The sequence below is a fragment of the Sporosarcina koreensis genome (genome assembly GCF_001531445.1).
GTDB lineage: Bacteria > Bacillota > Bacilli > Bacillales_A > Planococcaceae > Sporosarcina > Sporosarcina koreensis_C.
Window position 1 is genome coordinate 1 of the sequence record NZ_LQYA01000189.1, and the last position, 12,545, is coordinate 12,545.

At 45.9% G+C, this 12,545-nt stretch carries 11 protein-coding genes; 1 reads left to right on the forward strand and 10 read right to left on the reverse strand.

Annotation, left to right across the window (positions count from 1 at the left end; translation table 11 throughout):
• The 10 genes from rsgA to gmk all read right to left on the reverse strand — a co-directional run.
• Positions 1-317, reverse strand: a 317-nt coding sequence (gene rsgA / locus AWV70_RS16855; RefSeq protein WP_153010035.1) for a GTPase RsgA, incomplete at its 3' end; no start/stop codon positions are given.
• A 14-nt stretch (positions 318-331) separates the two neighbouring features.
• Entirely contained in the window at positions 332-2,299 is a 1,968-nt protein-coding gene (pknB, locus tag AWV70_RS16860; RefSeq protein WP_060209574.1) for a Stk1 family PASTA domain-containing Ser/Thr kinase, read from the reverse strand.
• A complete protein-coding gene (locus AWV70_RS16865; RefSeq protein ID WP_060209576.1) occupies positions 2,296-3,054 on the reverse strand; it encodes a Stp1/IreP family PP2C-type Ser/Thr phosphatase in 759 nt (252 codons plus the stop codon). The genes pknB and AWV70_RS16865 overlap by 4 nt, the downstream gene beginning before the upstream one ends.
• A 72-nt stretch (positions 3,055-3,126) precedes the next feature.
• On the reverse strand, positions 3,127-4,482 hold the full coding sequence (rsmB, locus tag AWV70_RS16870) for a 16S rRNA (cytosine(967)-C(5))-methyltransferase RsmB (protein WP_060209579.1): 1,356 nt from the start codon (positions 4,480-4,482) through the stop codon (positions 3,127-3,129).
• Positions 4,479-5,420 (reverse strand): methionyl-tRNA formyltransferase, encoded by a 942-nt coding sequence (fmt, locus tag AWV70_RS16875; protein ID WP_060209581.1) that lies wholly within the window; start codon positions 5,418-5,420, stop codon positions 4,479-4,481. The genes rsmB and fmt overlap by 4 nt, the downstream gene beginning before the upstream one ends.
• Positions 5,417-5,914 (reverse strand): peptide deformylase, encoded by a 498-nt coding sequence (def, locus tag AWV70_RS16880; RefSeq protein ID WP_060209583.1) that lies wholly within the window; start codon positions 5,912-5,914, stop codon positions 5,417-5,419. Before def ends, fmt begins: the two co-directional genes overlap by 4 nt.
• 31 nt (positions 5,915-5,945) lie before the next feature.
• The gene (gene priA / locus AWV70_RS16885; protein WP_060209585.1) at positions 5,946-8,357 is read right to left on the reverse strand and encodes a primosomal protein N'; all 2,412 of its coding nucleotides are present in this window, start codon (positions 8,355-8,357) and stop codon (positions 5,946-5,948) included.
• A gap of 1 nt (position 8,358) precedes the next feature.
• Positions 8,359-9,564 carry a bifunctional phosphopantothenoylcysteine decarboxylase/phosphopantothenate--cysteine ligase CoaBC gene (gene coaBC, locus AWV70_RS16890; RefSeq protein ID WP_060209597.1) on the reverse strand — a complete coding sequence of 402 codons (1,206 nt, stop codon included), beginning with the start codon at positions 9,562-9,564 and terminating at the stop codon, positions 8,359-8,361.
• A gap of 143 nt (positions 9,565-9,707) precedes the next feature.
• Entirely contained in the window at positions 9,708-9,932 is a 225-nt protein-coding gene (rpoZ, locus tag AWV70_RS16895; protein ID WP_060209587.1) for a DNA-directed RNA polymerase subunit omega, read from the reverse strand.
• 3 nt (positions 9,933-9,935) lie between these two features.
• Positions 9,936-10,553, reverse strand: coding sequence for a guanylate kinase (gene gmk / locus AWV70_RS16900; RefSeq protein WP_060209589.1), 618 nt, complete (start codon positions 10,551-10,553; stop codon positions 9,936-9,938).
• A gap of 131 nt (positions 10,554-10,684) precedes the next feature.
• On the opposite strand from gmk, the gene AWV70_RS16905 reads away from it, so the two are divergent.
• Positions 10,685-12,376 carry an Rqc2 family fibronectin-binding protein gene (locus AWV70_RS16905; protein ID WP_060209591.1) on the forward strand — a complete coding sequence of 564 codons (1,692 nt, stop codon included), beginning with the start codon at positions 10,685-10,687 and terminating at the stop codon, positions 12,374-12,376.
• The last annotated feature ends 169 nt before the right edge of the window (positions 12,377-12,545 follow it).

Consider the following 12,545-nt stretch of genomic DNA (forward strand, 5'->3'; position numbering starts at 1 on the left):
ATGCCGACCGACTCAATTACGGTGAGGAACCTATCCAAAAGGTGAAGAGAGAAATCCGGCTCCACTATCGAAAACACAAGCAGGGCCTGATCCACATTGGCGATAGGCGGTCGCACGAGCTCGTTTTTCCTCTCGTGTACTTCCGTGATTGTCGCATCATTATCACCGTCTTGGACAATCGTGACAAAATCGCCGACAAGTGGGGATATGCCCCTAATTTTGAAAACCCCACGCCCTTTGCACTGGACGAGGTTTCCGTCTCCACTTTTGACATAATAAAAACCGCTGATCGCTTTTCTGATTTGTCCTTCCGGCATCCAATCCCTCTTTCTTATTCGTCATCATAATTGATTGTTTTTTCTGCAATGATTTCTGAACCTCTACGGACTTGGAATTGACCACGTTGGCCATCTTCCAAGGCGACAATAATCTCTCTTTGCGTATCTTCCGTTATCGTAAATTCAACAACTGGTTCCGCCATTGAATGTTTGCTGTCTTGGATATAGATACTGATCGTTTGCGGCTCTGGGTCAGATGCTTCATCATCTTCTTCACCGTTGTTCGAAGGTTTATATGGAATATCAACAATGGTCGGGATATATTTTATCGGTTTCTTCTCTTTACCTTTTGAAACGACGACATTTACTAACGAACCTATTTCAAGTTCCGAGTTTGCAGGTTGATCTTGCGAGATGACATGGCCTTCTTTCACCGTATCGTGTTCTTCCCTTTTCACAATCCGAATATTAAATTTCGAATTTTTCGCGTATTCCTTCAGTTCGTCTTCAGTATAGTCCGACAGATCAGCAAGTGTTTTCATTTCTTTTCCCGCACTGACCGTAAAGACAATTTCGGTATCTTCAGGGACGACATCTTCTCCAGGTTCCGGTGTCTGTTTCAGGATCTGCCCTTTCGGTGCATCATTATAAACCCATTCCGGTTCAGCAATCTTGAATCCGAAACCTTCCAGGAAATTCACGATTTCATCATCATAATCCCTGCCAACATAATTTGTCAGTTCGGTTGTCTCCTTGCCGATACTTACATAAATGGTGACTGCCGAGCCGATTTCCCGTTTTTTATCTGCTTCAGGATTTGTCTTGAAAACTTGTCCAGCCGGGTATTCTTCCGAGTAATCTTCCACCTTGTCTTCAACGACAAACCCATTCTCTTCTAACAGCGAAACCGCTTCAGCTTCCTCCAAACCGACCACCTCTGGGATCAAGGCAGTTTTAGGTCCGAATAAGGACGGCCAAAAAATAATAAGCAATGCAGCAATCGCTACTAGCAATGCAGTGACACCTACAATAATCGGCCATTTTTTCCTTTTCTTCTTCGATTGTGGAACCGGTTCGGGAACGACTGGCTCGATGATTTTTGTCTTTTCCGAGTGGTCCGCTTTTGAAGTATCCGTAATGACAGGAATGACACGCGTTCTATCGTCATCAAACGGAATCGTGAATTTCTCTTCAAGCTGCCTTTCCGGCGATAAAACAGTGAGCAGATCATCATACATCTCATCCACAGACTGGTATCTATATGCAGCATCCTTTGCTGTCGCTTTCAAAATGACATTTTCAACGCTTTGCGGAATACCGGGAAATGCAAGCCGGACAGAAGGGGTCTCCTCCTGTAAATGTTTCAAAGCAATCGCAACCGCAGTCTCTGCAGAAAATGGCAATTCACCTGTCAACAATTCATAAAAGACAATTCCTAATGAATAAATATCCGATTTTTTCGTCGCCATGCCGCCTCTTGCTTGTTCAGGGGATAAATAATGGACCGTTCCGATAACGGAATTCGTTTTTGTATGGGCAGTTGCACTTAATGCCATTGCAATGCCGAAATCGGTTATTTTCACGTTGCCTTCCGAATCCATTAATATATTTTGCGGTTTAATATCACGATGGACAATGCCGTTATGATGGGCGTTTGCGATCGCCGAAACGAGCTGCCTCATGATTCTGACTGCCTCTTGTACACGCAATGGCCCATTCATTTGAATGTATTTCTTTAAGGTCTGGCCTTCGATATATTCCATGACCAAATAATGAAGTTCTTCATCCTCGCCGACGTCAAAAATATTGACGATATGGGGATGGGTCAAGCTCGTCGCAGATAGGGCTTCCCGTTGGAACCTCTTTTTCAAATCCTGCTCATTTGCGAAATCATAGTTCAGGACCTTGATGGCGACATCGCGATCCAAAATGATGTCATGTGCCAAATAGACTTTCGACATGCCGCCTTCGCCGATTCCTCTGAGCACTTCGTAACGGCCGCCAATTCGTTTGCCGATCATTGTTGGCTCACCTCCGACGCAGAAGAATTCGCCAAAATGACGGAAATATTGTCTTCTCCGCCTAGTTCATTGGCCAATTCGACCAATTTAACCGCCTTGTCATGTAAATCTCCATCCGAGGTAACGATCGCTTGAATCTGTTCATTGTCGACTTTATTACTCAACCCATCCGTACAGATCAGCACATACGTCTGTTCATCCAGTTGGATTTGATAAAAGTCGGGCATAATCGACTTTTCAGATCCTACTGCCCTCATGATCCAATTCCTCTGGGGATGTCTTGCCGCCTCTTCTTCGGTGATCTCTCCAGAATCAAGCAATATATTCACGAAGGAATGGTCCTTCGTTATTTGCAGAATTTCATTCCGGTTAATCGTGTACACACGACTATCCCCGATATGAGTGACAAGGCCTTTATTTCCATAAAGAAGCACTGCATCTAATGTAGTTCCCATCCCTTTGTATTCATCGTCGCTTTCGGCAACGTCAAATAGAGTGCGGTTTACATGCAACACCGTCTCAAGAAGCCATTCTTTCCAGTCTTCCTCTTCCATGCTTGAAGGGCCATCCACTTTCATGAACTGTTCGCCAAGTATCCTGACTGCAGTCGAGCTTGCATAATCCCCTCCACGATGGCCACCCATGCCGTCCGCGACAACTGCGAGCGTCGGCCCGTCCTGAATTGCAAAGACCGCCGCGCTATCTTCATTCACTGTTCGCTTCTTTCCTATATCTGTCACTACTTCGAATCGCAACACTCGTCCCCCCTTTTCCATAAACGATTTACAAATTCCCCTTATCTATTTACATATGTCATCAGCTGAATGTCAGTCCTTCCGTTTGCGGAATGCCGCTACGAAAAATCCATCGCTTCCAAAATGCTGAGGCAGCACTTGCAGCATATTATCTTTGATTGCCAAAGAATCATTGTCGGCGAGCGCATCGAGCGGAGCCATCTCCATATCCGGATGTTTGTCCAAGAATCTACGGGCCATCCCTTCGTTTTCGTCGTACTCGATCGTACACGTACTATAAACGATGATGCCATCATTTTTTACTAGACGATAAGCTGTATCGAGCAGCTGCTCCTGGATACCTATTAAACTTTCCAAGTCCTTTTCAGTCTTAGTATACTTTATTTCAGGCTTGCGACGGATGACGCCAAGCCCGCTGCAAGGTGCATCAACAAGGATCCGGTCAAAAGAGGCAGGTCCGTAGACCGATTCCAGCTCACGGCTATCCCCGCTTTTCGTCCGTATCGATTGGATGCCTAGGCGGTTTGCATTCGATTCAATCAGCACAAGTTTATGCTCATGTAAATCATGTGCATATATTTCGCCTTCATCATTCATTTTCTCGGCAATGAACGTCGTCTTTCCGCCTGGAGCGGCACACATGTCCAACACTTTCATATCCGGCTTCACATCAAGTGCAAGAACGGGCAACATCGAACTTTCATCCTGGATTGTCAATAACCCTTCCATAAACGCATCCGTATTTGCTAAGCTGCCGCTTGACGCTTGGATGCTCCCGGGAATGACCTCTCCCTTCGATGCTTCGATCCCTTCCTTCGCCAACGCTGCCATTGCTTCTTCGACTGTCGCTTTCAAAGAGTTGACCCTTGCCGTCATACGTGCTGGATGATTGTTTTCATGGGCCATCGCCAATGCTTCTTCCTTGCCGAACTGCTTCATCCATCGTTCAATCAACCATGCTGGATGACTTGTTTCAACCGACATTCTTTCGATTTCGTCCTCAATATCTTCAATCGGGCGGACGCCTTTTCGCAATATGGAACGCAATATGCCGTTTACAGTTGCCTCAATTCCTTTATGCCCTCTTCTTTTCGCGATTTCCACTGCTTCGTGGACGACTGCATGCGGAGGTATTTTCGTTAAATAGACAATTTGATAAATCGATAAATAAAGTAATTCCCGTACCCACGGGTCTAATTTTCCCTTCACGAAAGGTTTCAAGTAATATTCCAATGTCAGACGATGCTGCAATGTGCCGTACGTCAATTCTGTCAATAAACCTCTGTCCTTCGGATCGATAGCATATTTCTTGATCGTCCGGTTGAGCAGAAGATTGCTGTAGGCCTGATTCTGATTGATTTCCATCAGAATCGTTAAAGCGGCATCACGGACATTGCCGTTCCAAATTCTCTTTTTAGCATTTGTCATTCGAATTGATCCCCTTCATTCCATTTGGCTCCTACGCCATTCAGGAACTCTTCCGCTGACAACCGCTTTTTGCCGGCGGGTTGCAATTCAGTGATAGCAATCGACATGTCGTCTCCTGTTTTGATAACCAGCCTGTCTTTCAGTAATTTGATAATCGTACCTGGTGCGGCATCCGTACTGAAATCGGATTTGTCAGCTGTCCAAATTTTTACGTTTTCCTCTTGAAATACAGAATATGCTCCAGGCCATGGATACAGTCCGCGAATTTGATTGAATATAGCTGTACCTCCTTTAGACCAGTCGATTCTTTCCTGTTCGCGTGTTATATTTCCAGCAAATGAAACGAATTTTTCGTCTTGGGGAATTCGTTCATTTGTTCCGTCAATGATGGAAGGCAACGTCTCTTTCAATAATTCGGTGCCGGCGACGGATAACTTCTCAAAAAGCATGCCGGTATTATCGTCATCTGTAATAGGCACCTTGATTTGCGAAATGATATCTCCCGCATCGAGCTTTTCCACCATATACATGATTGTGACGCCAGTTTCCGATTCTCCATCGATGACTGCTTGGTGAATCGGGGCGCCTCCCCGGTATTTTGGCAACAAGGACGCATGGACGTTGATGCAACCGAGGCGGGGGGCATCCAGCAAATCTTTCGGTAAAATCTGTCCGTATGCCGCAGTGACGATCAAATCCGGTTTCATTTGAATGAGTTCCGCAAGTTCTTCGGATGATCTCAGTTTTTCTGGCTGGAATACCGGCAAGTTAAGCCGCTTCGCTTCTTTTTTTACAGGTGGAGGCGTCAGGACCCGCTTCCTTCCGACTGGCCGATCGGGTTGAGTAACGACTGCAATGATGTCGAACCCTTCCTCATGCAGCATTGATAGGACAGGAACTGAAAAGTCCGGAGTTCCCATGAATACGATTTTCGTCATTCTATTTCCCCCTCCTCGTCGACCTCTTCAAATTCCTCCGGGTCTACAATGCGAGATATTTTCGAATCGAATAAAACTCCATCCAAATGATCGATTTCATGCAAGATCGCACGTGCTTCGTAATCTTCCGCTTCCAATTCGTAAAGAGAACCGTCCCGTTCCTGTGCCTCGACCTTTACGTAAAACGGACGCTCCACTTCACCGTAGAGACCAGGGAAGCTAAGGCAGCCTTCGATTTCCACAACCGAGCCTCCGATGGCAGTGACAACTGGATTGACCATTTCAATCACATCATTTCCTTCGCCCATATCTACGATGGCGACTCGAACCAGCTCCCCAACTTGAGGAGCTGCGAGCCCTACGCCATCCGCATCGAGCATTGTGTCGTACATATCATCGAGCAACTTCGCCAATTTTTCATCAAATTTCTCCACTTCCTTGCAACGCTGTGTCAGCAGTTTTGAAGGGCTTTTTACAATTTCAAGTATTGCCAATTCAATTCCTCATTTCCAAATCATCCGAACGTTAAAAAATGGAGGTCGGGTCTACATCGACTGTCATGAGCAGACCTTCCTTCATCCAGTTCGTCCGATACATTCTGATCAATTGCTGAAGCGTTTCAATCAGCTTCGGCTCTTTTTTGTATTTTATCAAACATTGATAACGATATCTATTGTTCACTCGACTTATCGCAGCTGCCGCCGGACCGATGATGACGCTATCGTGGGATAGAGAACTCTTCAAATAGCGAGTACCCTTTTCCGCAAAATCTGCGACCTTCAATAAATCCTCATGTGAGAATTGGACGAGTGTAATATAGAAAAACGGAGGATATCCATATTGTTTGCGTGTGGACATTTCCAAATGATAAAACGTCTCGTAATGCTGAGTCTTCGCCAATTCGATCGCATAATGTTCCGGTGAATACGTCTGGATGAAAACTTCCCCAGCCAACTCATGCCTGCCTGCTCGTCCGCTTACTTGCGTCATCAATTGGAACGTCTTTTCGGCAGCCCGGAAGTCCGCTAAATGCAATGTCGTATCCGCAGCCAACACACCGACCAATGTAATGTTCGGGAAATCGAGCCCTTTTGCGATCATCTGTGTGCCAAGGAGGATATCCGCCTTCCCTTCGCTGAATTGACGCAGAATCCGTTCATGCGCACCTTTTTGTCTTGTCGTGTCTACATCCATCCGAAGTACTCGTGCTTCAGGGAAAAGCTTTGAAATTTCTTCTTCCGCTTTTTGCGTGCCTGTACCGAAAAACCGGATATGTTCACTTTCACATTCCGGACATACGAGCGGAACCCGTTCCTCGTGACCGCAATAATGACATTTCAAACTTTCATTTGCACGGTGATAGGTTAATGAAATATCGCAATTCGGACACTGGACAACCGTTCCGCAATCCCTACATAATACGAATGAGGAGAAGCCTCTTTTATTGAGGAACAGGACGGTTTGCTCTTTCTTTTCCAAACGAAGACGGATGGCCTCCGCCAATTGCACGGAAAACATCGACCGATTTCCTTCCTTCAATTCGTCCCTCATATCTACAACTGTGACAGTTGGCAATGATTGGTTTTTCGCCCGTTTTGACAGCTCTAATAATGTATAGACGCCTTTTGTGGCCCGTGCATACGATTCGAGAGAAGGGGTTGCGCTGCCAAGGATGACCGGGCAGCCGTAATGCTCAGAACGCCAGATGGCAACATCCCTTGCATGGTAGCGCGGTGTGTCCTCCTGCTTATATGTCGACTCATGCTCTTCATCGAGGATAATAATCCCCACATTTTCAAATGGAGCAAAAATGGCGGACCTTGCCCCCACAACAACTTTCACTTCTTTGCGGTGGATTTTTCGCCATTCATCGTACTTCTCTCCCGACGACAACCCGCTATGCATGACCGCGACGAGACTTCCGAAACGTTCCTGGAATCGTGCCGTCATTTGAGGGGTCAATGAAATTTCGGGAACGAGGACGATCGCTTCCTTTCCCTCATCAAGCACATGCTTGATCGCCTGTAGATAGACTTCGGTTTTCCCGCTGCCCGTAACGCCATGCAAGAGGAATGTTTCAGCTATTCCTGAATCTGCAGCCTCTTTCACTTTATCCAGCGCGCTTTGCTGCTCCGCTGTCAGCTGGAGTGGAATCGGTGTATCAAGAAGCTTCGGGGCATCGGGCTCACGGTACGTTTCGATATACGCTTCTGCCGCCCCTCCCTTTTCAATGACAGCTTTGAGAACGGGGTTTTGGATGCCGGACTCATTCAAAAGTTTCGCGGCCTCCATCGTTTCTCCAGCATGGTCCAACATCCACCTGATCAATTCAGCCTGTTTTTTCGCATTTGGATGGACCGTGAGCAGCAATTCGGCTAGCGTGTCGGAATCCCCGATATGGACTGTTCGTACTTTTTTCACCTTCGTCTGTTGACTGATTGCCGTGTCGACTGCAACAATCCCTTTGTCCGAATAATCCTTGACCAATTTCAAAATTGAGGAATCCGTTATCTGCTTGAGTGGAATTCGCGTACGATTATTCAAAAACAGTGCAAATCGGGCATCATCTATTTCATCCGGCTTTTCTACACTGATGAATTTCTCATATTTTGCCCGCATTGCTGCAGGCAGCATCACTTGCAGTGCATCGATTTCATATGAAAGCGTCTCCCTCGCCATTTTTTTAGCCAATCCTAACAGCTCTGGAGAAAGAACCGGATCCAAGTCGATCAGTTCATCGATTCTTTTCATTTTTTTCTCTTCTATGTCACTTTCCGTTTTAAGGCCGGTGACGTAGCCGATCACTTTCCTCGGACCGAAAGGAACTTTCACACGTGATCCGCATTCGATCACAGTTTCCAGATGGCCGGGCACAGCGTAGTCAAAGGGACGGTCGATTGGATACGCGGACACATCGACGATGACTTCAGCTATCATTTTAAACGTCACACTCCAATTCCAAAATCGTTCGTAAAAGCATCTTGGCCAATTCCTTTTTATGCATCGCGTCGAAAGGATATGCTTGCCCCTTTCTTGATAATAATGTGACAACATTCGTATCGCTGCCGAAGCCGCCATCCGGATCGGTCACATCATTCACGATGATATAGTCCAAGTTTTTATTGGATAGTTTCTTCATGCCATATTCAATTGCATCATTCGTCTCCGCTGCAAACCCAATAAGGACCTGCCCCTTTTTCTGTTCCCCAAGTGTTTTAAGAATATCAGTTGTACGTTCGAGCGCTATGGATGAATCACCTTCCCGTTTCTTCATCTTTTGCGTATGCTGCTCTTTCGGTCGGTAATCCGCAACCGCTGCCGATTTAACGACGAGATCTGCTTCGTCGAATCTACTTAATACGGCATTAAGCATTTCCTCTGCACTTTCTACGTTAATAAGTTGAACACCGGCTGGTTTCGGCAATTCCACCGGACCTGAAATCAATGTCGTTTCCGCCCCTAACGCCACTGCAGCTTCCGCGATTGCATATCCCATCTTACCGCTCGAAAAATTGGAAATATAACGTACAGGGTCGATTCTTTCCCGGGTAGGTCCAGCAGTGACAACGACCTTTTTCCCTGACAATGGAAGATTTTCCGGTTTCGAAAATCGCTCCTCAATGAGGTGGACAATTTTTTCAGGCTCCTCAAGTCTGCCTTTACCTACATAGCCACATGCCAAAAAGCCTTCATCCGGTTCAATGAAGCGGTACCCGTCTTCATGAAGCTGTTCGATGTTTCGGATGACCGACCTGTTTTCATACATATGGACATTCATCGCCGGGGCGATCCAGACTTCCGCTGTTGTGGCAAGAAGAGTTGTGGTTACCATATTATCCGCTATGCCGTTTGCAAGTTTGCCGATGACATTTGCCGTTGCAGGCGCAACGATAACGAGGTCTGCCCAATCCGCCAGATCGATATGGGCAATGACGCTCGAATCCTTTTCGTCGAATGTATCGTAGAAGACATCATTCCGCGATAGCACCTGAAAAGAAAGCGGCGTCACGAATTCCAATGCCGATGCAGTCATCACCACTTTCACTTCAGCCCCCGCTTGCGTTAGTTTGCTTACAAGTGCGATTGCTTTATAGACGGCGATTCCGCCGGTTACACAGACAAGTATTTTTTTATTCAACAACAGACCCACCCTTTCTCATAAAAAAACTATATGTATTGGCATTGAGTTCCGGGAAAACGCTTATAAAAATGACAAACTCCCAAAGAAAATCTGTTTCTAAGGGAGTATGCAAACCTATTCAAATACTTCAATGTAAAGAATGTTCATCACACTTCGTCTTCGTACACAATCGAAGCATCCTGCACTTGTTTCGACAATGCACCAGCAGCAACTTCTTCCAAAGCTTTCCCTACGTTTTTATACGAAGTATAGGATTGAAGCAACATATTCTTGCTTTCCTGCATTTCACGGGCGCGCATAGCGGCAAGTGTCACGAGTGTGTATTTCGAATCGATTTTTCCTTTTAGAGAGTCAACAGATGGATATAACATAATTTATTCCCCTTCCAACATAAGTAAATATCTTTTTTCGACACGTTCACGGCGGCAATGCTCTGCCGTCACGATGGCATTTATGCGGTCGCAAGCTTTCGACACTTCATCATTTTCAACAACATAGTCATACAAGTTCATCATTTCCAGCTCTTCACGCGCTTTCAACACTCTGCTTGCAATGACATTGGCTTCCTCCGTCCCTCTGCCGACCAATCGATCTTCCAGCTCGGACAGACTCGGCGGTGCAAGAAAGATGAATAATCCATCCGGAACTTTCTCTCGAACTTGGGCAGCGCCGACAACTTCAATTTCCAGGAAGACATCCCTTCCGGCGTCCAGCGTCTCGTTCACATAATCCAGAGGGGTGCCGTAATAATTGCCGACGTACTCGGCATACTCCAATAATTTTCCTTCTTTTATCAATTGCTCAAACTCATTGCGCGACTTGAAAAAATAATCGACGCCGTCCTGTTCGCCTTCGCGAGGGCTTCTCGTCGTCATCGATATCGAATATTCATAGTTCGTGTCAGGTTGTTGAAAAAGCTCTTTTCTGACCGTCCCTTTTCCGACACCGGATGGCCCGGACAGGACAATCAACAGTCCACGTTGTTTGTACATGCAATCCCTCTTCTTATGTATTCTCTAGCTTTTATTGTTCCAATCATCATAGCAAACAATCTTCTCATATTATAACATATCGCACCCAGAGAGTGCTAAAATGGAACAAAACGTTTGAAAGAGGAATTATCATGGCATTTGACGGTTTATTCACAGCAGCGACGGTCGAAGAGCTGCAACAAATTAAAGACGGCCGAATTTCAAAAATCCATCAGCCGAACGCACAGGAAGTCGTCCTAATCGTGAGAGCTGGAAGAAGCAATTATAAACTGCTTATTTCCGCCCATTCATCGTATTCCCGTGTACAGTTGACTGATGAAACGATTGCAAACCCTTCAGAACCTCCGATGTTTTGCATGGTATTAAGGAAGCATCTTGAAGGAGGTATGATCCAATCGATCCGGCAATCAGGAAATGACCGGATCATTTCATTCGATATTCGTGCGAAAAATGAAATCGGCGATGATATCCATCGCCAATTGATAGTAGAAATCATGGGAAGGCATAGTAATTTGCTGCTGATCGATCCGGAACGAAATATGATCATCGACAGCATGAAGCATTTGCCTCCTTCCGTCAACAGTTATCGTACGGTTCTGCCGGGACAACCCTATATTCCCGCGCCTCCTCAGGAAAAATTGGATCCTTTTGAGCTGGATGAAAAGGAGTTCCTAACATTATTGCCAGAATGGGAGAATGCCAAACAAGTTGTAGGCAAACTTTCAGGTTTTTCCCCAATCCACGGGGAGGAACTTCTGCACCGGTTGAGTGAAACAGATAAGGAAAATGCCTTTCTCGAATACAAGGATTTTCTTTCTTCATTCAAAGGCGGGACGCATACACCGACGATTGCAGAGGTCGGGAATAAAATGATTTTTTCAGCGACGGAATTGACGCATGCAGACAAAGTCGTCGCGACGTTTGAAACACTCGGCGAGCTGCTCGATAAAGTCTATTTCGCAAGGGCAGAACGGGAACGGGTGAAATCCCAGGCTGCGGACTTGGAGCGTTGGCTTGATAACGAGATTGCAAAATTGAAATTGAAGATGGAGAAGCTGGACAAAGAGCAGAAAGCAGCAGGGAAATTGGATACGTTCCAGTTATATGGTGAACTGCTAACGGCAAATATCTATGCAATCAATAAAGGGGATAAGGAAGCGGTCGTCGACAATTATTATGAGGAAGGAACGACTGTGACGATTCCACTTGATCCGAGGAAGACGCCGATTGAAAATGCCCAGCGTTTTTATTCGCGTTATACAAAAGCGAAAAATGCATTGATCATGATTGCGGAACAGTTGGAGAAGGCGAAAGAAGATATCGATTATTTCGAGATGATTAAACAGCAGGTCATGCAAGCTTCTCCTGAAGATATCGATGAAATCAGGGAAGAATTGGCGGAGTCGGGTCTCATGCGGGCAAGAAGGGGCAAGAAAAAGCAGAAGCCGAAAAAGCCTTCACCCGAGTCGTATATGTCATCTTCGGGCATTCTGATTTCCGTCGGGAAGAATAATAAACAGAATGATTATTTGACGTTCAAGATTGCAGCACGGGATCATGTATGGCTCCATACGAAGGATATTCCTGGATCGCATGTCGTTATCCATGATTCGAATCCGGATGAACAGACAATTGAGGAAGCGGCGATTCTTTCGGCTTATTTCAGCAAGGCGAGGGGTTCATCGTCTGTTCCGGTAGATTTTACGGAAATCCGCCATGTGAAGAAGCCGAATGGCGCTAAACCGGGCTTTGTCATTTATTTTGAACAGAAGACGTTGTTTGTGACGCCTGATGAGGATGTTGTACGCAAACTAAGAAAATAACACAAAATAAAGGGCTGCCCGGAAAGTCGCTAAATCGACTTTCCGAAGCAGTCCTTTTTTGTATGTGGTGGCGGTTTATGATCACTTGCGGGGGGGTTATGATCACTCGCCGGGGTTTATAATCACTCACCAGGGTTTATGATCACTCACCAGGGTTTATGATCACTCC

Bases quoted from the DNA above. Each gene is read 5' to 3' on its own strand.
- fmt (WP_060209581.1), bottom strand. From the start codon at position 5,420: ATGACGAAAATCGTATTCATGGGAACTCCGGACTTTTCAGTTCCTGTC.
- rpoZ (WP_060209587.1), bottom strand. From the start codon at position 9,932: ATGTTATATCCATCTGTTGACTCTCTAAAAGGAAAAATCGATTCGAAA.
- priA (WP_060209585.1), bottom strand. From the start codon at position 8,357: ATGATAGCTGAAGTCATCGTCGATGTGTCCGCGTATCCAATCGACCGT.
- AWV70_RS16905 (WP_060209591.1), top strand. From the start codon at position 10,685: ATGGCATTTGACGGTTTATTCACAGCAGCGACGGTCGAAGAGCTGCAA.
- rsmB (WP_060209579.1), bottom strand. From the start codon at position 4,482: ATGACAAATGCTAAAAAGAGAATTTGGAACGGCAATGTCCGTGATGCC.
- pknB (WP_060209574.1), bottom strand. From the start codon at position 2,299: ATGATCGGCAAACGAATTGGCGGCCGTTACGAAGTGCTCAGAGGAATC.
- gmk (WP_060209589.1), bottom strand. From the start codon at position 10,553: ATGTACAAACAACGTGGACTGTTGATTGTCCTGTCCGGGCCATCCGGT.